19 protein-coding genes and 4 tRNA genes are annotated in these 23,135 nt (G+C 65.3%); 15 read left to right on the top strand and 8 right to left on the bottom strand.

The window, feature by feature from the left end; genetic code table 11:
- The first annotated feature begins 15 nt into the window (after window positions 1-15).
- From dut to AC1M2K_RS13830, 6 genes are all read left to right on the top strand, one after another.
- Window positions 16-474 (top strand): dUTP diphosphatase, encoded by a 459-nt coding sequence (gene dut / locus AC1M2K_RS13805; protein WP_480241405.1) that lies wholly within the window; start codon window positions 16-18, stop codon window positions 472-474.
- Entirely contained in the window at window positions 471-1,160 is a 690-nt protein-coding gene (locus AC1M2K_RS13810) for a DUF3710 domain-containing protein (RefSeq protein WP_480236580.1), read from the top strand. The genes dut and AC1M2K_RS13810 overlap by 4 nt, the downstream gene beginning before the upstream one ends.
- A 6-nt stretch (window positions 1,161-1,166) precedes the next feature.
- Complete coding sequence (locus AC1M2K_RS13815; RefSeq protein ID WP_480241406.1) at window positions 1,167-1,904, top strand: DUF3159 domain-containing protein; 738 nt, start codon at window positions 1,167-1,169, stop codon at window positions 1,902-1,904.
- A 157-nt stretch (window positions 1,905-2,061) separates the two neighbouring features.
- The gene (gene acnA, locus AC1M2K_RS13820; RefSeq protein ID WP_480241407.1) at window positions 2,062-4,872 is read left to right on the top strand and encodes an aconitate hydratase AcnA; all 2,811 of its coding nucleotides are present in this window, start codon (window positions 2,062-2,064) and stop codon (window positions 4,870-4,872) included.
- Between the two features lie 117 nt (window positions 4,873-4,989).
- Entirely contained in the window at window positions 4,990-6,921 is a 1,932-nt protein-coding gene (dxs, locus tag AC1M2K_RS13825; protein WP_480241408.1) for a 1-deoxy-D-xylulose-5-phosphate synthase, read from the top strand.
- Between the two features lie 56 nt (window positions 6,922-6,977).
- Window positions 6,978-8,147 (top strand): N(5)-(carboxyethyl)ornithine synthase, encoded by a 1,170-nt coding sequence (locus AC1M2K_RS13830; RefSeq protein WP_480241409.1) that lies wholly within the window; start codon window positions 6,978-6,980, stop codon window positions 8,145-8,147.
- Between the two features lie 62 nt (window positions 8,148-8,209).
- Here AC1M2K_RS13830 and AC1M2K_RS13835 read toward each other — a convergent pair whose 3' ends face one another.
- The 4 genes from AC1M2K_RS13835 to AC1M2K_RS13850 all read right to left on the bottom strand — a co-directional run bounded on the left by AC1M2K_RS13835 (window position 8,210) and on the right by AC1M2K_RS13850 (window position 13,412).
- The gene (locus AC1M2K_RS13835; protein ID WP_480241410.1) at window positions 8,210-10,348 is read right to left on the bottom strand and encodes a 3-hydroxyacyl-CoA dehydrogenase NAD-binding domain-containing protein; all 2,139 of its coding nucleotides are present in this window, start codon (window positions 10,346-10,348) and stop codon (window positions 8,210-8,212) included.
- A 5-nt stretch (window positions 10,349-10,353) separates the two neighbouring features.
- The gene (locus AC1M2K_RS13840; RefSeq protein ID WP_480241411.1) at window positions 10,354-11,550 is read right to left on the bottom strand and encodes a thiolase family protein; all 1,197 of its coding nucleotides are present in this window, start codon (window positions 11,548-11,550) and stop codon (window positions 10,354-10,356) included.
- Window positions 11,551-11,623: 73 nt separating this feature from the next.
- Entirely contained in the window at window positions 11,624-12,823 is a 1,200-nt protein-coding gene (locus tag AC1M2K_RS13845) for an HRDC domain-containing protein (protein WP_480236573.1), read from the bottom strand.
- A complete protein-coding gene (locus AC1M2K_RS13850) occupies window positions 12,816-13,412 on the bottom strand; it encodes a DUF3000 domain-containing protein (RefSeq protein ID WP_480236572.1) in 597 nt (198 codons plus the stop codon). The genes AC1M2K_RS13845 and AC1M2K_RS13850 overlap by 8 nt, the downstream gene beginning before the upstream one ends.
- A 26-nt stretch (window positions 13,413-13,438) precedes the next feature.
- Between AC1M2K_RS13850 and AC1M2K_RS13855 the strand changes: the two genes are divergently transcribed.
- Window positions 13,439-14,626: an alpha/beta hydrolase family protein gene (locus AC1M2K_RS13855; protein ID WP_480241412.1), complete on the top strand. Its 1,188-nt coding sequence runs from the start codon at window positions 13,439-13,441 to the stop codon at window positions 14,624-14,626.
- Window positions 14,627-14,632: 6 nt separating this feature from the next.
- On the opposite strand, the gene AC1M2K_RS13860 is transcribed toward AC1M2K_RS13855, so the two are convergent.
- Both AC1M2K_RS13860 and AC1M2K_RS13865 read right to left on the bottom strand, forming a co-directional pair.
- The gene (locus tag AC1M2K_RS13860) at window positions 14,633-15,067 is read right to left on the bottom strand and encodes a SufE family protein (RefSeq protein ID WP_480236570.1); all 435 of its coding nucleotides are present in this window, start codon (window positions 15,065-15,067) and stop codon (window positions 14,633-14,635) included.
- A 62-nt stretch (window positions 15,068-15,129) separates the two neighbouring features.
- Window positions 15,130-16,026: a sulfurtransferase gene (locus AC1M2K_RS13865; protein ID WP_480241413.1), complete on the bottom strand. Its 897-nt coding sequence runs from the start codon at window positions 16,024-16,026 to the stop codon at window positions 15,130-15,132.
- Window positions 16,027-16,170: 144 nt separating this feature from the next.
- On the opposite strand from AC1M2K_RS13865, the gene zapE reads away from it, so the two are divergent.
- The 5 genes from zapE to AC1M2K_RS13890 all read left to right on the top strand — a co-directional run bounded on the left by zapE (window position 16,171) and on the right by AC1M2K_RS13890 (window position 21,389).
- On the top strand, window positions 16,171-17,208 hold the full coding sequence (gene zapE / locus AC1M2K_RS13870; RefSeq protein ID WP_480241414.1) for a cell division protein ZapE: 1,038 nt from the start codon (window positions 16,171-16,173) through the stop codon (window positions 17,206-17,208).
- 166 nt (window positions 17,209-17,374) lie between these two features.
- On the top strand, window positions 17,375-18,607 hold the full coding sequence (locus tag AC1M2K_RS13875; RefSeq protein ID WP_480241415.1) for an ammonium transporter: 1,233 nt from the start codon (window positions 17,375-17,377) through the stop codon (window positions 18,605-18,607).
- A 272-nt stretch (window positions 18,608-18,879) separates the two neighbouring features.
- The gene (locus AC1M2K_RS13880; protein ID WP_480241416.1) at window positions 18,880-19,311 is read left to right on the top strand and encodes a type II toxin-antitoxin system PemK/MazF family toxin; all 432 of its coding nucleotides are present in this window, start codon (window positions 18,880-18,882) and stop codon (window positions 19,309-19,311) included.
- Window positions 19,312-19,375: 64 nt separating this feature from the next.
- On the top strand, window positions 19,376-20,047 hold the full coding sequence (locus AC1M2K_RS13885) for an endonuclease/exonuclease/phosphatase family protein (protein WP_480237347.1): 672 nt from the start codon (window positions 19,376-19,378) through the stop codon (window positions 20,045-20,047).
- A gap of 196 nt (window positions 20,048-20,243) precedes the next feature.
- Window positions 20,244-21,389 carry a ScyD/ScyE family protein gene (locus AC1M2K_RS13890; RefSeq protein WP_480241417.1) on the top strand — a complete coding sequence of 382 codons (1,146 nt, stop codon included), beginning with the start codon at window positions 20,244-20,246 and terminating at the stop codon, window positions 21,387-21,389.
- 84 nt (window positions 21,390-21,473) lie between these two features.
- Here AC1M2K_RS13890 and AC1M2K_RS13895 read toward each other — a convergent pair whose 3' ends face one another.
- Both AC1M2K_RS13895 and AC1M2K_RS13900 read right to left on the bottom strand, forming a co-directional pair.
- Window positions 21,474-22,352 (bottom strand): aminoglycoside phosphotransferase family protein, encoded by an 879-nt coding sequence (locus AC1M2K_RS13895; protein WP_480241418.1) that lies wholly within the window; start codon window positions 22,350-22,352, stop codon window positions 21,474-21,476.
- Window positions 22,353-22,479: 127 nt separating this feature from the next.
- A tRNA-Val gene (locus AC1M2K_RS13900) sits at window positions 22,480-22,555 on the bottom strand.
- Window positions 22,556-22,739: 184 nt separating this feature from the next.
- On the opposite strand from AC1M2K_RS13900, the gene AC1M2K_RS13905 reads away from it, so the two are divergent.
- From AC1M2K_RS13905 to AC1M2K_RS13915, 3 genes are all read left to right on the top strand, one after another.
- Window positions 22,740-22,811, top strand: a tRNA-Gly gene (locus tag AC1M2K_RS13905).
- A gap of 53 nt (window positions 22,812-22,864) precedes the next feature.
- Window positions 22,865-22,935, top strand: a tRNA-Cys gene (locus tag AC1M2K_RS13910).
- 35 nt (window positions 22,936-22,970) lie between these two features.
- A tRNA-Val gene (locus AC1M2K_RS13915) sits at window positions 22,971-23,042 on the top strand.
- Window positions 23,043-23,135: the final 93 nt, after the last annotated feature.

Genomic DNA, 23,135 nt, shown 5'->3' on the forward strand with positions numbered 1-23,135 from the left:
CACTACCCTCGACACGTGACCGAAAGCGTTGACGTACTCATTATCGCCCCCGAGCTCCCGGCATACGCCCACGCAGGCGACGCAGGGGCCGACCTCAGATCGACGGATGCCATCACCCTGGCACCGGGGGAACGGGCCATGGTCGGCACCGGCGTATCCATTGCGCTCCCCGACGGCTACGTGGCGTTCGTCGTCCCGCGGTCGGGCCTGGCGTCGAAGCACGGGATCACCGTTGTTAATTCTCCTGGCACCGTCGACGCCGGATACCGCGGAGAGATCCGCGTCACACTCCTCAACACCGACCAGTCGGCCCCGTACACGATCGCTCCGGGTGACCGGATCGCCCAGATGATCGTCATGCCGGTCAGCCGGGCGCGATTCGTGCCGGTCGACACGCTCCCGGGCAGCCTTCGGGGCGAGCAGGGCTTCGGCTCCACCGGGTACAGCACGCGAGAGACAGGACTCCAGTCATGAGCAAGAAGAACAAGAAGAACGACGCAGACGTGCCCGAGACGGCCGCCGAACTCGAGCCGACGACGGATGCCGCTCTGGAGACCAGCGACGTCGAAGAGCCCGGAACGGATGTCTCCAAGTCGGCACCGGACGACCGGGCCACAGAGGGGCCGCTCGACGAAGCCGAAGCGAACTCGGTTCGCCCATACATCGACCTCGGCGGCGTCAAGATCCTCCCGCGTGAAGGACTCAACCTCCGCCTCGAAGTCGAGGAGAGCACGAAGCGTATCGTCGCCGTCGGACTCGACTACGCCGGGTCCACACTCCAGGTCCAGCCCTTCGCCGCACCGCGGAGCACCGGCCTCTGGAACGAGACCCGTGAGCAGATCCAGGAACAGATCGCCAAGCAGGGCGGCACGGCCACGGAGCGAGAAGGCGTGTTCGGCCCTGAACTCATCGCCGAGGTTCCCGTCGTGCAGGGCGCAGAGGGTGCTGCGAGCACGCGAGTCGCCCGTTTCGTCGGAGTGGACGGACCCCGCTGGTTCCTCCGGGGAGTCATCGCAGGCGAAGGCGCGACCGATCCGGATGCCGCGGCCAAGGTCGAAGACCTCTTCCGCAGCATCGTCGTCGTCCGTGGTTCGGCTCCGATGCCGCCGCGCGACCTCATCCCGTTGAAGATGCCCGCGTCGGCGACGCCGACCGACTGACGACCGATGACCGGTAATCCACCCGACGAACGCAAAGACCAGGCAGCGGCCGACCCGGAGACCGCCGAGGCGATCGCCGCTGCACTCGGCAATGCGGCCAGGAAGTCAGGCCTCGGCGCCCTCGCAGAGGCCGAGAAGCCGAACGGCAAGATCCTGCTCGAAGCGATGGGCGGCATCCGCGGGATCGTGGAAGCGACAGTCCCGGGCCTGCTGTTCCTGATCGTTTACACGGTGAACCAGAACCTGCCCCTGGCGCTCGGCATCTCCGTCGGGGTTGCCGCGATCTTCACCCTGCTGCGCCTGATCCAGAAGACCCCCGTGTCCTCGGCGCTCGGCGGCCTCATCGCCGCTGGCGCATCTGCCGCTCTCGCCCTGTTGACGAATCGCCCTGAGGACAACTTCGTCCTGGGTTTCGTGACCAACGGTGTCTACGCCGCTGCGCTCCTCATCTCCATCGCCGTCGGCTGGCCGATCATCGGCCTCATCGCCGGCTACCTGATGGGAGAGGGGACAGCCTGGAGGCGCGTGGCGCTGAAACGTCGTGTCTTCGCCATCCTCACCTTGTGCTGGGCCGGCATGTTCCTGCTCCGCCTGGCCGTGCAACTTCCGCTCTACCTCTCCGGAAACGTCGAGTGGCTGGCGGCGACGAAGCTTCTCATGGGCATTCCCCTCTATGCGCCGCTGCTCATCCTGACCTGGCTGGTCGTGCGCGCGGTGTACCGCAAACTGCCAGCGGCATCCTGATAGAGTTATCTCGACATCAAGATAAATCGGGTCGTCGTTTTCCACGAATCCTGCGTCGCTGGTTAGGTTCGCCTTGCTAGCCACGCACGTGGTCGGGAAACCACTATTGACCTATGGCAGGCGCGAGCATGCCTGAGCCAACGAAGGAGAAGGCCACGTGTCTACCGTAAACAGCTTTGGGGCGAAGAACACACTCTCGGTCGGAGGCACCGACTACGAGATCTTCCGCCTGGATTCCGTCGAGGGCTACGAGAAGCTCCCGTTCAGCCTCAAGGTCCTGCTGGAGAACCTGCTCCGCACGGAGGACGGCAAGAACGTCACCGCCGAGCAGATCCGCAGCCTCGGCAACTGGGTGCCGACCGCCGAACCCGACACCGAGATCCAGTTCACACCTGCGCGTGTGGTCATGCAGGACTTCACCGGTGTGCCCTGCATCGTCGACCTTGCCACCATGCGTGAGGCCGTGGCCGAACTCGGGGGAGACCCGACCAAGATCAACCCGCTCGCCCCGGCCGAGCTCGTCATCGACCACTCGGTCATCGCCGACCTCTTCGGCACGGACGACGCCCTCGAGCGCAACGTCGAAATCGAGTACGAGCGGAACGGCGAGCGGTACCAGTTCCTCCGCTGGGGCCAGACGGCGTTCGAAGACTTCAAGGTCGTGCCGCCCGGAACCGGAATCGTGCACCAGGTCAACATCGAGTACCTGGCACGCGTCACCTACACCCGCACCGTCAACGGAGCGCTCCAGGCCTACCCGGACACTCTCGTCGGCACCGACTCGCACACCACGATGGTCAACGGCCTCGGCGTGCTCGGCTGGGGCGTCGGCGGAATCGAGGCCGAAGCCGCGATGCTCGGCCAGCCCGTGTCGATGCTCATCCCGAAGGTCGTCGGCTTCAAGCTCTCCGGCACGATCCCCACCGGAGTCACGGCAACGGACGTCGTCCTCACCATCACCCAGAAGCTTCGGCAGCACGGCGTCGTCGGCAAGTTCGTCGAGTTCTACGGTGAAGGAGTCGCCGAGGTTCCCCTCGCCAACCGCGCCACCATCGGCAACATGAGCCCCGAGTTCGGCTCCACTGCCGCGATGTTCCCCATCGACGACGTGACCCTCGGCTACCTCCGGCTCACCGGGCGCAGCGAGGAGCAGGTCACCCTGGTCGAGGAATACTCGAAGATCCAGGGTCTCTGGCACGACCCGGCCGTCGAACCCACGTTCAGCGAGTACCTCGAGCTCGACCTCTCCACGGTCGTGCCCTCGATCGCCGGCCCGAAGCGTCCGCAGGACCGGATCGAACTGAGCCGTTCGAAGGACCAGTTCGAGATCGACCTCAACAACTACGCCGACGTCGACCACGATCTCGTCGACCTCGAGATCGCGGAGTCGTTCCCGGCATCCGATCCTCCCGGAAACACCCCGGAGAACGAGCAGAGCACGCACAGCCACCACCACCGCAGCCACGCTCCGTCCACCGCGTCGAAGCCGAGCCAGGTCACCCTGGAGGACGGCTCGTCGTTCACGCTCGACCACGGTGCCGTCACCATCGCGGCGATCACGTCGTGCACGAACACGTCGAACCCGTCGGTCATGCTCGCTGCAGGCCTGCTGGCCCGCAACGCGGCGAAGAAGGGCCTCACCTCGAAGCCGTGGGTGAAGACGACACTCGCCCCCGGGTCGAAGGTCGTCACCGACTACTACGCCAAGGCCGGCCTCACCGACGACCTCGAGAAGCTGGGCTTCTACACCGTCGGTTACGGCTGCACCACCTGTATCGGCAACTCGGGACCGCTCCTCGATGAGGTCTCAGCGGCCATCAACGAGAACGACCTCGCCGTGACGGCCGTCCTCTCCGGCAACCGCAACTTCGAGGGCCGGATCAACCCGGACGTGAAGATGAACTATCTGGCGAGCCCCCCGCTCGTCATCGCATACGCTCTCGCGGGTTCGATGAACTTCGACTTCGAGACGGATGCCCTCGGCAAGGACCACGACGGAAACGACGTCTTCCTCAAGGACATCTGGCCGGACGCCGCCGAGGTGCAGGACACCATCGACACGTCGATCGACACCGACATGTTCACCCACGAGTACTCGTCGGTGTTCGAGGGAGACGAGCGCTGGCGTTCGCTGCCCACTCCGGCCGGGAACACGTTCGACTGGAACCCCGAGTCGACCTACGTCAGGAAGCCCCCGTACTTCGAGGGCATGACGATGGAAACCACTCCCGTGGCGAACATCACCGGCGCCCGCGTGCTGGCGAAGCTGGGCGACTCGGTCACCACCGACCACATCAGCCCCGCCGGTTCCATCAAGGCGGACAGCCCCGCAGGGCACTACCTGACCGACCACGGCATCGACCGCAAGGACTTCAACTCCTACGGCTCACGCCGGGGAAACCACGAAGTGATGATCCGCGGCACGTTCGCGAACATCCGGTTGAAGAACCAGCTCCTCGACGGCGTCGAGGGCGGCTACACCAGGGACTTCACCCAGGCGGACGCCCCGCAGTCGTTCATCTACGATGCGTCGCAGAACTACCAGGCCGCCGGCACCCCGCTCGTGATCCTCGGTGGCAAGGAGTACGGCTCGGGATCCTCGCGTGACTGGGCGGCAAAGGGAACAAGCCTGCTTGGCGTGAAGGCCGTCATCACCGAGAGCTTCGAGCGGATCCATCGGTCGAACCTCATCGGAATGGGTGTCGTCCCGCTGCAGTTCCCCGCAGGGGAGAGCTGGGAGTCCCTCGGACTCGATGGAACCGAGTCGGTCACCATCACCGGCCTCGAGGAACTGAACGCCGGCACGACCCCGAAGACGGTCCACGTCGTCGCCGAACCGACCGAGCACTCGCCTGAAGGCAAGCAGACCGTCGAGTTCGACGCGGTCGTGCGCATCGACACCCCGGGCGAAGCGGACTACTACCGCAACGGCGGCATCCTGCAGTACGTGCTGCGCAGCCTGGTCTAAGGCCCTCTACCACAACGGTGCCCCTTTGCGATTCATCAGGAATCGCAGAGGGGCGCCGCGTAGAGTGAGAGGGTCGGCGCTGAGCCGGCCGCTGGAACGAAACAGAGGAGTTAGGCGATGGGTCTTCTTGAGACGATCAGGGGTCCACGCGACCTCGACGCCCTCTCAAGAGAACAGCTGATCCAGCTCGCAGCCGAAATCAGAACGTTCCTCGTGAGCGAGGTGTCGCGCACAGGCGGCCACCTCGGCCCCAACCTCGGCGTCATCGAGCTGACGCTCGCCATCCACCGGGTCTTCGACTCACCGACGGATGCCATCGTCTTCGACACCGGTCACCAGTCCTACGTCCACAAACTCCTCACCGGGCGACAGGATTTCACCGGGCTCCGTGAACGGGGTGGGCTGGCAGGGTACCCGCAGCGCAGTGAGTCCCCTCACGACATCGTGGAGAGTTCGCACGCGTCGAGCTCGCTCAGCTGGGCGGACGGGATCTCGCGGGCATTCGAGATGACAGGGCAGAACCAGCGCCACGTCGTCGCCGTCGTCGGAGACGGCGCGCTGACCGGGGGCATGACCTGGGAAGCACTCAACAACATCAGCGACGACAACACCCGCAAGCTGATCATCGTCGTCAACGACAACGGTCGCTCGTACGCCCCGACCATCGGCGGCATGGCCCGCTTCCTCAACACCGTTCGGACCCGGCGCACCTACCGTGACCTCTACCTGACCAGCCAGAAGGCATTCGACCGCCTCGGCCCGCCCGGGCGGGCGGTCTACCGCGGCGTGCGCGGCGGCATGCACGGGTTCCTGGCACGATTCAGCAACAACGAAGCCCTGTACTCCAACCTGGACATCAAGTACATCGGGCCCGTCGACGGTCACGACGAGCAGGCCATGGAAGAGGCGCTCAGCCAGGCGAAGAACTACGGCGCGCCCGTCATCGTGCACGCCATCACCCAGAAGGGCAAGGGCTACGCCCCGGCCGTTCATGACGAAGCGGACCAGTTCCACGCCGTCGGCAAGATCGATCCGGAAACCGGGGAACCGATCTCGACGAGCAGCGCGCCGACCTGGACCGGTGTCTTCAGCGACACGCTCGTCCGCCTCGCCGAATCGAACGAACGCATCGTCGGGATCACCGCGGCCATGCTGCGACCGACGGGCCTGCACAAGCTCGCCGAGCGGTTCCCCGAGCGCGTGCACGACGTCGGCATCGCCGAACAGCACGCTGCCACGTCAGCCGCCGGTTTGGCGTTCGGCGGCCTCCATCCTGTCGTCGCCATCTACGCCACCTTCATCAACCGGGCATTCGACCAGATCCTGATGGACATCGCCCTGCACAAGGCGGGTGTGACCTTCGTGCTCGACCGCGCAGGCGTCACCGGGCCAGACGGCCCGTCGCACCACGGCATCTGGGACCTGGCGATCCTTCAGGTCGTCCCTGGTATCCACCTCGCTGCACCCCGAGACGCCGAGCGGCTCGAGGAAGAACTCGCCGAAGCCGTCACCGTCGACGATGCACCCACAGTGATCCGTTTCCCGAAGGGGAACGTCAGTGCCACCGTCCCGGCCGTGCGCCGGACAGCTGACGGAGTCGACGTGCTCTCCGAGCAGGGGCCGAACGACGTGCTCATCGTCGCCGTCGGCCCGATGGCCCGGCTTGGCCTCGACGTTGCCGGGCTGCTCGAGGAAGCCGGCATCGGCAGCACTGTCGTCGACCCCCGCTGGGTCGTCCCCGTCGCAGGAAGCATCGTCGAACTCGCCGACGCCCACCGACTCGTCATCACGATCGAAGACGGCGTCCGTGTCGGGGGCATCGGAACCCGGATCCGCCAGGAGCTTCGCAAAGCCGGCGTCGACACAGGTGTCGACGAACTCGGCCTGCCTGACGAGTTCCTCCAGCACGCCACCCGTGAGCAGATCCTCGAGGATGCAGGACTCACCGCCGGGAGGATCGCCGACGACGTGATCGCGCAGGTCTCCGGCCGCCGGATCCCCGTAGCACGGCCCGCCGAGGCGACCGCCGATCGACTCCAGCGAGGCTGACTCGCCCCACACCTGGCAGCGCACCGTCGCCGTCTTCCCCCGCCCAAGGAGCTCCGATGACCGACAGCCCACCAGCAGCATCCGATCGAAACCTCGTCCTGGGGGTGCTGGGCACGTCGCGCAAGAAGAACGAACGCCGGCTGCCGATCCACCCGCTGCACCTCGAACGCATCGACGCCGACCTTCGCGACCGGATCATCCTGGAGACCGGCTACGGTGAACGATTCGGCCTCTCCGACGAGCAGCTCGCGCCGCTCGTGCACCGGATCGCCCCGAGGGAGGAACTTCTCGCGGACGCCGACATCGTGCTTCTGCCCAAACCGCAGGCAGCCGACCTCGCCGACCTGCACGAGGGCCAGGTCCTCTGGGGCTGGCCGCACTGCGTCCAGGACCGCGAGCTCACCCAGGCTGCCATCGACAAGCGGCTCACGCTCATCGCGTTCGAAGTGATGAATCACTGGACGCCAGAGGGCGGGTTCGCTCTCCACGTGTTCCACAAGAACAACGAACTGGCCGGGTACGCGTCGGTACTGCACGCGCTCGAATTGACGGGGTCGACCGGGCACTACGGTCGACGGATGAACGCCGTCGTCATCGGGTTCGGCGCGACGGCCCGCGGGGCCGTCACCGCCCTGAATGCACTCGGTATCCACGACGTGCAGGTTCTCACCAGCAGGGGCATCGCAGCGGTCGGCGCCCCGATCCATTCCGCCACCATCGTCCAGTTCGACCAGGACGAGGACGGATCGTTTCTCTCCGCCGTCATCGACGGAGACGAGCGCAAGCCGCTTGCACCGTTCCTTGCCGAGCACGACATCGTCGTCAACTGCACCCTGCAGGACCCGAACAACCCGGTCGTCTACCTGGAGAACGCCGACCTGTCGCTGTTCACGCCTGGCAGCCTGATCGTCGACGTCTCGTGCGACGAGGGAATGGGCTTCGAATGGGCGACCATGACGTCGTTCGACGACCCGATCTTCGAGGTCGGCGATCACATCAGGTACTACGCCGTCGACCACACGCCGTCGCACCTGTGGAATTCTGCCACCTGGGAGATCAGCGAGGCACTGCTGCCATTCCTCCGCACAGTGATGGACGGTCCGACGGACAAGGATCGCAACGAGACAGTTCGCCGCGCGGTCGAGATCCGCGACGGCGTCATCCAGAACCCCGCGATCCTCACCTTCCAGAACCGGGCTGCCGAGTACCCGCACGCGATCGGCTGACGCCGGTCAACGCAGAGAGGGACGCGAGGCACCTTGCCTCGCGTCCCTCTCTCTGTACCGGATCAGTCCCGCAGGCCGCGGATCTCCGGGTCGTGGAAGGTTCCGCCGAACACCCGGCTGCTTGCACCGACGCGATCGAGGTACGGCGTGACGCCACCCATGTGGAACGGCCAGCCGGCGCCGAGGATCATGCAGAGATCGATGTCCTCGGCCGCCTCGACGACCTTGTCGTCGAGCATCCGGTGGATCTCGTCGGCGAGGCCGTCCTCGAGCCGGCGCAGGATGGCATCCGCCGTCAGCGGTTCGGTCCCACCCGAAACGATCTTGAGCGCTCCCTTGTCGAAGCCCTTGACCTTGCCCTTCGAATCCTTCTCGAGCAGGGTGCCGTATTCGGCCAGCTTGTGCAGGTTCTCGCTGCGGTAGAACCGTTCGGGGAAGGCGTTGTGGTGCGTGTCGAGGACGTGCGCACCCACCTTCAGCCCGACGAGGTCCAGCAGCTGCGACGGCGGCATCGGGAGGCCGAGAGGCGCGAGGGCCTGGTCGACGACCTCGAACGGCGTCCCGTGGTCGACCGCGTACATCGCCTCGCCGAGAACCTTCGCCAGGACCCGGTTGACGACGAAGCCGGGGGTGTCGCTCGTGATCACAGCGTTCTTCCGCAGCTTCGCCGCTGTCGCCATTGCCGTCGCCAGCGCTTCGGGCGTCGTGTGCGGCGTCTTCACGACCTCGATCAGCGGCATGACGGCCACCGGATTGAAGAAGTGGAAACCGACGAGGCGCTCGGGGTGCGCCAGCTTCGCGCCGATCTGCTCCACCGAGAGCGACGACGTGTTCGTCGCCAGGATGGCCGTGTCGGAGATGTGCTGTTCGACGTCGGCGAAGACGTCCTGTTTGACACCCAGCTCTTCGAAGACGGCCTCGATCACCCAGTCGCAATCGGAGAAGTCGCTTTTCTGCGTCGTCCCGGAGATGAGCGCGTTCAGCCGGTTGGACTCATCGGGTGAGATGCGTTTCTTCTCGAGGAGAGTCGCGATCTCGCCACGGATGTAGTCGAGCCCCTTGTCGACCCGGTCCTGGTCCAGATCAGTGATGACGACGGGGACCTGCAACCGGCGGACGAAGAGGAGCGCGAACTGGCTGGCCATCAGGCCTGCGCCGATCACGCCGACCTTGGTGACCTTCTGCGCCAGAGCCTTGTCCGGCGCTCCTGCTGGTCGTTTAGCCCGCTTCTGGACGAGGTTGAAGGCGTAGTTGCTGGCCTGGAACTGGTCGCCGCAGGCGAGCGAGGCCAAAGCCTCGTCCTCACGCGCGAACGCCTCAGCCTTCGTGCCGCCCTTTGCGGCTTTGAGCAGATCGAGCGCGACGTAGGGGGCGACCGGGACGGTGCCGATCTTCGACTCCAGCATCTTCCTGGCGATCCCCACGGCTGCGTCCCATTTGACGAGACGTTCCACCTTGCCCGGCTTGTTCTTGCGCTCGACCTTGACGGTTCCTGCGAGCACCTTGCCTGCCCAGAGGAGCGAGTCCTCCAGGAAGGATGCCGCGGGGAAGATCGCGTCGGCGATGCCGAGGTCGAAGGCGTCAGAGGCCTTCAGCATCCGGTTCATCTTCAACGGGTTCTCGATGACGACCTTGAGCGCGTTCTCGATGCCGATGAGGTTCGGCAGGAGGTAGGCGCCGCCCCAGCCGGGCACGAGGCCGAGGAAGACCTCGGGCAGCGCGATCGCCGGTGCGGATGCGTCGACGGTGCGGTAGTCCGCGTTGAGCGCGATCTCCAGTCCGCCGCCGAGCGCGAGGCCGTTGATGAAGACGAACGACGGCACGCCCAAGGCGGTGAGCTTGCCGAAGACGTGGTGCCCGAGTTGCCCGAGAAGAACAGCCGACTCGCGGGAGTCGACCTCGCTGACCTTGCTCAGATCGGCTCCCGCGGCAAGGATGAACGGTTTGCCGGTGATGGCGACAGCGGAGATCTCCTTCGCTGCCGCGCGCGCCTGCTGGGCGTCGAGAACGCCGCCCAGTTCGAGCAGGGTCACTGGGCCGAGGGTGTTCGGCCGGGTGTGATCGCGACCGTTGTCGATGGTGATCAACGCGATCACCGTGCCATCGGGGAGGGTGACATCGCGGACGAAGGAGTGTGTGACGACTTCGTCTTCCGCGTGGGCGAGGAGTGGGCTGAAATCGATTGTCGAGTAATCGGTCATCGCGGTTACTTCTTTCCCTTCCAGTTCGGGTTCTCCCAGATGACGCTGCCGCCCTGGCCGAGACCGACGCACATGGCCGTCAGCCCGTATCGCACGTCGGGGCGCTCGGCGAACTGAGCCGCAAGTTGAGTCATCAGTCGCACGCCTGAGGCTGCGAGGGGGTGCCCGACCGCGATCGCGCCGCCCCACTGGTTGACCCGGGGGTCGTCGTCGTCGATCCCGAAGTGGTCGAGCAAGGACAGAACCTGGATGGCGAAGGCCTCGTTGAGCTCGAACAGGCCGATGTCATCGATGGTGAGCCCGGCCTTTCGAAGCGCCTTTTCGGTGGACGGCACCGGTCCGATGCCCATGATCTCGGGCTCCACACCGGCGAACGCGAAGCTCACCATGCGCATCTTGGGCTTGAGCTTGAACTCTTTGACTGCCGGTCCGCCGGCGAGCAGGCTCACCGTTGCGCCGTCCGTCAGGGGAGACGCGGTGCCTGCGGTCACCCGGCCGTGCGGCCTGAACGGAGTCTTCAGGGTGGCGAGACCCTCCATCGTGGTTTCGGGACGAGTACCCTCATCACGCGTGGCCAGGCCCCAGCCGGAGGTGCTCTTGATTGCGACAGGGATGAGGTCCGGCTGGATCTTTCCTGCGTCGTACGCGGCCTGCAGCTTGTGCTGGCTGCGCATTCCGAAGCGGTCCGCGCGTTCTTTGGTCAGGTGCGGGAACCGGTCGTGGATTCGTTCGGCGGTCTTGCCCATGTCGAGGGCGTCAGCGGAGACGAGCTTCTCGCTGAGGAACCTCGGGTTCGGGTCGGCGTCTGCGCCGAGGGGGTGCCTGCCCATGTGCTCCACACCGCCGGCAATCGCGAAATCGTATGCCCCGAAGGCGATCGCGCTTCCCACCTGCGTCACCGCGGTCATCGCGCCTGCACACATCCGGTCGATGGCGTAGCCGGGAACGGAGCGGGGGAGTCCGGCCAGGAGGGCCGTGGTCCGTCCGAGCGTCAGCCCCTGGTCTCCCTGCTGCGTCGTGGCAGCGATCGCGACCTCATCGATCCGGTCTTTCGGCACATCCGGATTGCGCTCGAGGAGACCGATCATCGCCTTCACGGCGAGATCGTCTGCGCGAGTGTTCCAGTACATGCCTTTTTCTCCGGCGCGACCAAACGGGGTCCGCACACCATCAACAAAAAAGACGTCGGCTATTTCGGCCACGTTGCCTCCCAATTTTCGGATTCAGGACGATCCTATGAGTGGCGAAATCTGAGCCGGAATCCTTTGATTCTTCCTACGACTCCGATTTCGGCGCCTCGGACGGCGTTTGGTTGGATTCCACAAAAGCAGCGGCGATTGCCTGTGCGGTTGCGTCAACTTGCCAGGGGCGTGCGGAGAGCGCTGCGAGGGCGTCCCCGACCGTCTCAGCGGTCACCGGTTCGGGCGGCGACCAGGCCACTCGTCGGAGTGTCTCGGGAGTCAGGAGGTTCTCCACCGGGATCGCCAGTTCTTCGGAGATCTCGGTGACGGCCTGGCGAGCTGCCTTCAGCCTGGCATCAGCCTCGGGGTTCCGATCGGCCCAGCTTCGAGGGGGCGGCAGCGTGTCTGCGGATGCCCCGCGCAGGGGAGGCAGATCCTCGGTGGTCAGTCCGCGTTCGATGGCGGCCCACCAACGTGGCAGTTCGGTCCGGGATGCCCTGCCCTTGAAGTCACGCAGTGCTGCGAGCGCGGAACGGGTACGTGGCTCAGCCTTCACAGCTGCGACGAGGGACGCGTCGGGGACGAGCCTGCCGGGAGCGGTGTCGCTCTCGCGGGCGAAGCTGTCCCTCTCGGTCCACAGTTCGCGGGCGACGGCGAGGTTCCTCGCGCCGCGCACCGTGTTGAGGCCTGACAGCCTCCGCCACGGGTCCTGGCGCTGGAGCTTCGGCTGGCGTGCGAGCGTCGCCTCGAATTCCTGGGAGGCGATGTCACGCTTGCCGCCGGCGTCGAGCATGTCGGCGAGTTTGTCCCGAACGTCGACGAGGAGTTCGACGTCGAGGGCGGCATATTCCAGCCATGCCGCAGGCAGCGGCCGGGTCGACCAGTCGGCTGCCGAGTGCTCCTTGGCGAGGTGGATTCCGAGGAGTTCTTCCACAACGGTGCCGAGTCCGACGCGGGGAAGCCCGAGGAGCCTGGCCGCGAGTTCGGTGTCGAAGATGTGCGAAGGATCCAGTCCGACTTCACGGAGGCAGGCGAGGTCCTGGCTGGCGGCGTGGAGGACCCACTCCTCAGAGGCGATCGCCTCGTTGAGCTCGTCGAACCGGCCGACAGCTGGCGGATCGAAGAGGAAGAGGCCTGCTCCCCGGCGATAGAGCTGGATCAGGTAGGCCCGCTGGGAGTACCGGTAGCCGGACGCGCGTTCGGCGTCGACGGCGATGGGCCCTGATCCTTCGGAGATGATACGGATGGTGTCGAGGTATTCGTCCCTCGACTCGATGACGTGGCGTTCAGTCACGTGCCGTCCTGCGGCTAGACAACAGAGTGACACCTTCGGTTGTGGGTGGAAGCCCCGCGAGCATGCAGAGCAATTCCCCCCAGCCTTCCACATGTGAGGAGATGTCATCCTCCAACGGAGTCCATGACGCCCGCAGTTCGATCTGCGCTCCGTCGCCCTGTGCGGCGAGTTCGCCGAAACCGGTGGAGATGATCTTCGTCGCCGTGCCGGAGGCGTTGGCATACTTCGCCGAGCGGGCGTCGAGCGCGTCGACCAGCCATGACCAGGCGACATCGGCCAGGAACGGGTCGAGACCGATCTCCGTCTCCAGCGGGGCCTGTGCAAAGCAGACGATGCGGAATGCACCGCCCCATGCCTCGGGTTCTGCCGGATCGTGGAGCAGGATGAACCGGCCTGTCCCGAGCTCGGAATCCGCGCCGTGCCTGGACGGTGTCACGTCTGCGGAGAGAGCGATCGCGAACGGTGCGAGGTTTCCGGGGGCGGCGATCTCACTGACCGCCAGTTCGGGCCGCGCCTGCGCACGACGAACCGAATCCAGTGCTCTCTGGAACTCTGCCGGAACGTCGGCACTCGTCGGAGTATCAGCCACGTTTGAGAGACTAGAGTTACTTGCCGATGAAACGACACAGCCACGCCGACCAGCCCGCCCCCCGTTCATTGGTGCGCCCCTGGCTTCTGGGCGTCGCCGTCACGGGCATCGCGGCGACCCTCGCATCCAGCGCGCTCATCGCTGTCGCAACCATCGCGCGGCGCGTGGTGACCCCTGCCCGCACCCGCTTTCGTGAGAGTGACGTCCACTCGATCGATGCGACGTCAGGAACGATCACGCTGGGCAGGAACGACGACACTACGCTACCCGGACGTTACGGTCTCTTCTATGGGGCGCCCGAACGCTATCTGCGGCTGGGCGAGATCGTCGAGTCTGCGGGCGGAACCGTCACCCGCAGACTCGAGACCACGGCGACGGACCTCCCGGAGAGCGGCCCTGCGACGTTCAGCGGCTGGTATTTCTCCGAGCCGGGCGAACTCGGCCTCGACTACAGCGAGATCAACGTGTCCACGCCGCTCGGCGACGCGCCCGCCTGGCTGTTTCCCGCCGAATCTCCGAACGGCCGCTGGGTGATCATCGTCCACGGCAGGGGAACCACCAGGAGCGAGTGCCTGCGGGCCGTCCCCGTCTGGCGCGCGGCCGGGTACACATCCCTCCTTGTCTCCTACCGGAACGACGGGGATGCCCCGCCGAGCCCCGACGGGATGTACGGGCTCGGTGACACCGAATGGCGCGACGTCGACGCGGCCATCGACGCAGCCGTGTCGCGCGGCGCAACCGACATCGTCCTGATGGGCTGGTCGATGGGAGGCACCATCGCTGTCCAGACGTCGCTCCGCAGCCCGAACGCGGACCTCGTGCGCGGGATCGTGCTCGAATCTCCTGTCCTGGACTGGGGGAGGGTGCTCGCATTCCAGGCGGATGCCACACGGATCCCCGTACCGCTGAGGCTGGCGGCCATTAGCGCTATCAGCAACCCGTGGGGCAGGGCCTTCACCGGGCAGGATGCCGCCATCGATTTCCGGGGACTCGACATCGTCAGCCGATCAGATGAACTGACCCAGCCGATGCTTCTCCTCCACAGCGACGACGACGGGTTCGTTCCGTCCTCTGGATCACACGAGCTCGCGGCTGCGCGGCCTGACCTCGTCACGTTCGAGCCGTTTACCGTCGCCCGTCACACGAAGCTGTGGAACTACGACGAAACCCGCTGGACGAACGCCATCACCGATTGGGCCAACGCCCTGGAGTGATGCTGGTCAGCGTCCGGTTCGTTCGGCGAGCTGACGTTTCGTGCGCTGGAGCATCCCGTTCATCCCGTTGAGCCGCAACGGCGACACGGCCTTGCCGAGCCCCAGCATTTGCGGGAAATCGGACGGAATCGCGAGGACCTCGTCGACGGTCAACCCGTCGACGGCCTGAGCGAGGATGCTCGCGAACCCGCGCGTCGTCGGTGCTTCCCTCGGGGCTGTCGCGTGCAGGTGGACGCCGTCGTCATCGACCTCGACGAAGATGTAGATGGGGGACTGGCACTCGACGACCCGTTCGAGCAGGTCGGGGTGGTCCGCGTAGCGTGGCGGCAGGTCAGGCAGTTCCATCGAGAACTCGAGAAGGAGCTGAAGCCGGGAACGCTCGTCGACGGCGAGGAACTCGTCGCGGATCTCGGCAAGCTGGTCGGGAAGTGTCTGCGTCATGGTGCGCCCATTCTCCCACGCCGTGATGGCAGCCGGCCGAGTGTCAGACCGGCTGCCGGGTGTCAGCGGGGAAGCTCGCCAGGTTCGGTGCCGACGGCGATCGGAACGCGAACAGCGCTGCCCCATTCCGTCCAGGAACCGTCGTAGTTTCGGACGTTCTCGAAGCCGAGGAGATGCTGCAGCACGAACCAGGTGTGGCTCGATCGCTCCCCGATCCGGCAGTACGCGACCACATCGTCGCCATCCTTCAGACCTGCGCCGTCCCGATAGATCGCGTTGAGCTCGGCGAGCGACCGGAAGGTGCCATCCTCGGCGACGGCCTTCGACCATGGCACACTCTGCGCGGTCGGGATGTGGCCGGCTCTCAAAGCACCTTCCTCCGGGTACGCCGGTGCTGTCGTCCGTTCACCGCTGTACTCCTCCGGCGACCGCACATCGATCAGCGGGTTGCCGAGGTGCGCGAGCACGTCATCCTTGTAGGCACGGATCACCGAGTCATCGCGGTCGACGACCGGGTATTCGACGGCCGGTCTCTGGGTGGCGTCCGTCGTGATGGGCCTGCCTTCGGCGATCCACTTGTCACGACCCCCATCGAGGAGTCTGACGTCGTCGTGCCCGAACAGTGTGAACACCCAGAGAGCGTACGCCGCCCACCAGTTGTTCTTGTCGCCGTAGATCACAACGGTGTCGTCGCGGGCGATGCCGCGACTCGAGAGCAGCGCCGCGAAACCCTCGCCGTCGACATAGTCACGCAGCACAGGATCGTTGAGGTCTGTGTGCCAGTCGATCTTCACGGAACCGGGGATATGGCCGACCTCATAGAGCAGGACATCCTCGTCTGATTCGACCACGACGAGGCCTGGCTGGCCGAGACGCTCCTCCAGCCAATCGGCGGTGACGAGCCGCTCAGGGTGCGCATACTCCGCGAACGCGGGCGAAGGGTCGGTTTCGATGGGCATGATCTACCTCCGGTATGAGCCGCCTGCGGCACGGGCTGGCCGTCACGCTGGCATAGGCTGGGAACTCGTTCTACTGCGAAGATACGCAGCATCATCGCCTGCGGCAGTCGCGCCGTAAGACTTCGACACACGAGGTATTCTCCCATGAGCCAGACCGCCGAGACGGAACGCACCCGCATCGCCGACCGCACACCGACCATCACCGGTGAGGAGATCGCGGCGAGCCTCGTTCCGCCCCGGCAGTTCACGGATGCCAGCTTCGCCAGTTACCGTCCCGACCCCGAGTTCGCATCGCAGCAGGAAGCAGTTGAGCTGCTGCAGGCATTCGCCACCGGGTGGGCGCCCTCCAGGTCGGGTGGCTTCTTCAGCAGAAAGAAAAAGGAGCCGGAGGTCAAACCAGGCGTCTACCTCGACGGCGGGTTCGGTGTCGGAAAGACCCACCTCCTTGCGGCGCTCTGGCATGCGGCCCCTGGGCCGCGGAAGTATTTCGGGACGTTCATCGAGTACACCGCTCTCGTCGGTGCACTCGGGTACGCAAAGGCGGTCGAAGCGCTCACCGGATCGACCCTGATCTGCATCGATGAGTTCGAACTCGACGACCCGGGCGACACGATGATGATGACCCGGCTTCTCACCGATCTGGTCGCGACTGGAACGCGTGTCGCGGCGACCTCGAACACACCGCCGAACGCTCTCGGCGAGGGCCGGTTCGCCGCCTCGGACTTCCTGCGAGAGATCCATGCGATGTCCGCACACTTCACCACCCTCCGCATCGACGGCAACGACTACCGCCGCAGGTCGACGGAGGGTCACGCCCAGGCGCTGGACCCTGCTGCATATTCCGCGGCGCTCGACGCAGCGACGGCAGCGGGGGAGCGGATGTCCGACGATTCATTCGATGGCCTCATCGCCCACCTCGCCACCGTCCACCCGTCCAAGTACATCAAGCTCATCGATGGCATCGACCGCATCGGCCTGCGCGACGTGCACGAACTGCACTCGCAGACCGAAGCACTCCGCCTCGTCGCATTCATCGACCGCGTCTACGATGCACAGATCCCGATCGCCGCAACGGGCATCCCTCTCGACCAGGTCTTCGCCGGAGACATGCTGTCCGGTGGGTACCGCAAGAAGTACCTCAGGTCGATGTCGCGCATGATCGCGCTGACCGTGGTTTCGTAGCGCCACGAAACCTGCTTTTTACACGGGGCACCCTCACGTAACGAACCCGAAACATCGGGTGCACCGCTCTCGAAACGTCGGCAAAGCATGCTGGCATCACACCGACTGGCGCACCGCGTCCCTCCGTCGGTCAGCCCGATGCACTCGAGAGAACTAAGGACACGATATGGACACCGGCAGCATTGCCTGGGGGATCACCGCTACCGCACTGGTACTGGTGATGACTCCTGGCGTCGCATTCTTCTATGGCGGCCTTGTGAAGGCCAAGAGCGTTATCAGCATGATGATGATGAGCTTCGGCGCACTCGGCCTCATCACCGTGCTGTGGATTCTCTACGGATTCAACATGAGCGCGGTCGCCAGCCCGACAGACTTCGCCGGGAACCCGTTCTCCGACTTCGGCCTCACTGCTCTCTCGCAGGGTGCAGACGCCAACACCAACCTCCTCGGCGCCACGTACGGCGCAACCTTCGCCATCATCACCGTTGCCCTGATCTCGGGTGCCATCGCAGACCGCGCCAAGTTCGGCTCCTGGATGCTCTTCGCCGGCATCTTCGCGACCATCGGCTACTTCCCGATCGCCGCGTGGGTCTGGGGCGGCGGCTGGATCATGAACCTCGGCACAGCGCTCTTCGGTGAAGATGCAGGCATCGCAGTCATCGACTACGCCGGTGGTACCGCTGTCCACATCAACGCGGGAGCAGCAGCCCTCGCCCTCGCCCTCGTCCTGGGCAAGCGCGTCGGATTCCAGAAGGGCATCCAGAAGCCGCACAACGTGCCGCTCACCCTCCTCGGCGCCTCGATCCTGTGGTTCGGCTGGTTCGGTTTCAACGCCGGTGCAGAGTGGCTGAACGGCCTCGCCAACACGGGCCTCATCGTGATCAACACGCTCGGTGCGACCGCTGCGGCCATCATCGGCTGGCTGATCATCGAGAAGCTCAAGGACGGCAAGGCGACCTCGGTCGGTGCCGCATCCGGTGCAGTCGCGGGCCTCGTCGCCATCACCCCCGCATGTGCCAACCTCACGCCGGGCTGGGCCCTCCTCCTCGGCGTTCTCACCGGTGCGATCTGTGCTCTCGCCATCGAGCTGAAGTTCAAGCTCGGCTTCGATGACTCCCTCGATGTCGTGGGCATCCACCTCGTCGGTGGACTCGTCGGAACGCTTTACCTGGGCTTCTTCGCCACCGAGACGGGCCTGCTCCTCGGCGGCGGCTTCGAGCAGCTCGCCGTCCAGTTCATCGCAGCGTTCGCTGTCCTGGTCTACTCCTTCCTCGTCGCCGGAATCGTCGGCTTCGCGATCCAGAAGACTCTCGGCTTCCGGGTCAAGAACGAGGACGAGATCGCCGGGGTCGACACCACTGTCCACGGCGAAGAGGGCTACGCCCTCGAGGTCGTCTAACCTCCACAACACAGCACGTCAGAACGGGATGTCGCCTTCGCGCGGCATCCCGTTCCGTCGTTCCCGGATGCAGCCCCTGGCGCTGCCACCTCGGTTCGGCGTGGCTAGGATGAGCGCGTGACCACCCGACTGTTCGCCAGGCACAACGCGCCCACCCGCCCGCTCATCTCCTCCGTCGGAATCTGACCGTGGCATCCCTCACCTCTGTTCTCCGCTCAGCGGTTGCGTCCATCCTGCGCACGACCAGGACGCCGGGTGCTACGCCTGCCCCCATGACAGACGAGCGGGGCCGGAACGGTTCGACGGCGACCGTTGAAGTGGACCCCTCGCGGCTGGGCCGGGTGACGATGACCTACGTCCCATCGACCGACGGCAACCCGGATCCGGGCGAGATCGTCTGGACCTGGGTGCCCTATGAGGAACGGGACGGCAGGGGCAAGGACCGCCCAGTCCTGCTCGTGGCCTCTGAACCGGACGGAACCGCGCTGGCGGTCCAGCTGACGAGCAAGCCCCACGGCGGTGATGGGAACTTCGTGGCGATCGGGCGCGGGAGGTGGGACTTCGAGGGTCGGCCGAGCTGGGTCGCGCTCGACCGGGTGTTCCGGGTTCATCCGGACGGAATGCGCCGTGAAGCTGCTGCCATCGACTCCACAGTTTTCCAGGGTGTCGCCGACGCGCTCAGCTCCCGATACGGCTGGAGCTGAGCAGTCGCCCTCCCGTTGCCGCTGTAGAATTTTCCCTATCGAGTTTCTCGGACGGGGAGTCCTCATCAGAATCATCAGCTACAACCTTCGCAAGCATGCTGCAAGCGCTGAACTTCTCGGCCTGGAAAAGTTGTACGACGCTGACGTTCTCTGCCTTCAGGAGGCGGACAGCGAGTTGTTGCCAACTTCGGTCGGACGTCTCCGGCTGGCCGACTCGACCCGTGCCAACCGACTCGGACTGGCGATCTACTACAACGAGGAACGTTTCTCGGCCCTCACGACGACGGCCTTCGAGCTGAAGAAGTCGATGCATGACCGGCTGTTCTCGCCGGCGACCGAACGCCTCATCGCGACGAAACTGTACGACAACGAAGCAGGCCGCGAGATGCTCGTCGCCTCTTTCCACGCCGCGCCGCTCACGGCACTCAATTCGCTCAGACGGAAGCAGATCAGCACCGCCCACCACGAACTGCGTTCGCTTGCCGAAGGCATCCCGACAGTCATGGTCGGCGACTTCAACTACCCGATCTTCAAGAACAACCTCCGCAGGCGCATCCAGGAGATGGGCTACGAGCTGTCGCTGAGCAACGCGCGGACCTATGCGCGATACAAGATCTTCCGCGGACACTTCGACTTCGTCACGAGTGTGAACATGGGAATCGACGAGGTGAAGACGCTGCCTCGAGGAGCATCCGACCACCGCGCCATTCTCGTCACGACGACGTACCTGGTCTGACGCGGGGCTCGGCGCCGCATCTGTGCACGAGGGCTCGACAACTCTGTCAATCCTGAGTACCGTTCTCAAAATGTGAGAAAGTCTCATGATCGACTCGCAGTGACCCCACCCTCATCTGCCTCCCCGGAGTGTGCGATCACACCCGAGCGATGACGTCCTGACTTCTCTGTCATCACCTCTCACAAAGGAGCACAGAGTGAAAGTTTCGACCCTGACGGCTGCGGTCTGTATCGCCGCCCTCACCACTGTCGCCGTCGCCACGCCGGCGTCGGCCCACGGCGGGCAGCCGCCTGTCAGCATCAGCCAGAAAGTTCTCGCCGATGGCATGCTCTCGCCGCTCTCCCTCGACATCGGTTCGAGCGGTACGGCATACATCAGCCAGAACTTCCCCGGACTGCTCACCAAAGTGCCGCCGCGCGGCCAACAGTCGGACATCGTCTCGGGCAACGGTGACGAGATCAGTGCCGTGTCCACTCGGGGCAACACGGTGTACTACGCCCAGGTCGCACAGGACCACTCGAGTGCCAAGCTCATGAGCGTGACCAGGGGGAAGGCACCGGTGACCGTGGCCGACCTCTGGGCTCACGAGGAAACGAAGAACCCGGACCAGGTCAACACCTACGGCTTCGTGGGACTCCCAGCCTCGTGCGCATCGCAGTTCCCCGCTGAGGCGCCTGCGTCCTACACGGGGATCAAGGACACGCATCCGTACGCGTCGCTCGCCACGAAGGACGGGGTGTACGTGGCGGATGCCGGAATGAACGCGATCCTCAAGGTCGGCTACAACGGCCGCGTGAAGACCGTCGCCGTTCTCCCGCCGACTTCACCGGTCGTCGCGACAGCGGCGATCGTCGAACAATTCGGGTTCCCCGCCTGCGCTGCCGGCTACAAGTACCGTTTCGAACCGGTTCCGACGGACGTCGAGACCGGTCCGGGCGGGTGGCTCTACGTCAGCTCCCTCCCGGGCGGGCCTGAAGACGCCAGCCTGGGCGCCAGGGGTGCCGTCTTCAAGGTCAGCCCCTGGTCAGGCAAGGTTGTCAGCTTCGCAACCGGATTCGTCGGAGCAACGGGACTTGCCGTCTCGCCGAAGACCGGAGTCGTCTTCGTCGCCGAAATGTTCGGGGGACCGAACGGCACTGGCCAGGTCTCGCTCGTGCTGCCATGGGGCAAACGAGCGGTGACGGCGTTCCCGGTCACCTCGCCTGCGGCCATCGAGCTGTCCGGCACGAGCATCTATCTCACGAAGGACGCCTTCGTCCTGGGTGAGACGGGACCTCAGCCGATCGGGAAGCTGGTGAAGGTCAGCCTCACCGGCAAATCACTGAAGTCCTATCTGGGTTAGGCACCTGAGCACAGGCGCCTGAACACACAGTGCCGTGCGTCGCCCGACGGCGCACGGCACCGCTGTGTGCCGACGGCCAGCACCTCAGAACGGTTCGGACAGGACTTCGCGGATGGTGCGCACCGCCATCGTGACGAAGGCCGGGTTGGTGACCTCGTAGTAGGGGATGATGGCTGCCGCCTGGTGAAGGGCGTATCCCCGCGCCCGGTTCCAGGTCTCGTCGTCCACCGCGAGCTCTGCCCGGAAGGTTCGCCGACCCGAGGCCCCGAAAACACTCCACGCCGCGATCACGTCGGCGGCAGGGTCACCGACCCCAGCGCCGCCCCAGTCGATGACGGCGCTGAGGCGGCCGTCGCGTGCGAGCAGATTCGGGCGGAGCAGGTCGGTGTGAATCCAGACCGGTGCGCCGGCCCACTGCTGCGAGTCCAACGCGACGTCCCACGCGTGCATCGCTGCCGAGGAGTCGATGACGCGCGCTGAGGCGAGGATGGTGTCGCGTGTTCCGGCATCCAGCTCACTCAACGGCTTGCGCCCGGCCGCGGGCGCACCTGAGGGGTCCACGCGCCGCAGCTCCGAGACGAATCCGGCGAGATCGCGGGCCGCGTGGTCCTCGTCGTCGATCGTGTCATCCGCATACTGCGTGCCGGCCAGCCACTCATAGACCGCCCACGGAAGGCCGTAGTAGTCCGTGGGTGAGCCCGTGAAGACCGGGCGGGGGATGGGCACTGTCAGGTGCTGCGAAAGCCCAGGGAGCCACCTCAGCTCCCTGACAAGGTCACCAGCCCAGCGCTCTACCCGCGGCAGCCGGACAGCCAGATGGTCGCCGAGTCGGTAGACGGCGTTCACCGTCCCGGTCGACCTGACCTCACGGATTGTCAGTTCAGCCACTTCCGGGAACTGATCGGCAAGGAGCCGCGATACCAGTCGGCTGTCGATGGCGACTTCGTCGCCGTGCATGGTCATCCGGTCCGCCTTCTTTCCCGTGTGTCCCCAGTCTGTCGGACGCCCCCCAAATTCCGGTCGAACCGGGTCCGGGCTGTCGCCGACGCCCGGGCACGAAAAAGGCCCGCGAGTTCTTCGCGGGCCTTTCTGGTGGGCGATACCGGACTCGAACCGATGACCTCTTCCGTGTGAAGGAAGCGCGCTACCAACTGCGCCAATCGCCCATTTGTTGCGATCCGAGAGGAGCACAACGACGTTTCATCGTACCCGAACCGGAGCACTCCCGCGAACCATGGCGGCATCCGTTTTGCCCTCTTCAGGCGGGTGAATGACACTGCGGTAACTCGATTTTGTTTCTCGGCTCTTCATCAAGTAGAGTCTTTCAAGCACGCAGGAATGCGAGCAAATGCGGATGTGGCGCAGTGGTAGCGCATCACCTTGCCAAGGTGAGGGTCGCGAGTTCGAATCTCGTCATCCGCTCGAGTGTTGGGGTTAGCCTTAGGGTTGACCACGGCATGTGGGCAACCACACGCGGTGGCGTGGCCGAGAGGCGAGGCAGCGGCCTGCAAAGCCGTCCACACGGGTTCGAATCCCGTCGCCACCTCGCACTCACAATTGAATTACACTTTTATGAAGCATGAGCGATTGGCGCAGCGGTAGCGCGCTTCCCTGACACGGAAGAGGTCGCTGGTTCGATCCCAGTATCGCTCACACAGAAGAAGCCCGGACAGAAATGTTCGGGCTTCTGTGGTTTAACCGGATCGCACCGGCGCCCCCTGGACCGCATGGGCCGCGGTCCAGCTG

The sequence above is a fragment of the Mycetocola sp. Y171 genome (genome assembly GCF_056713165.1).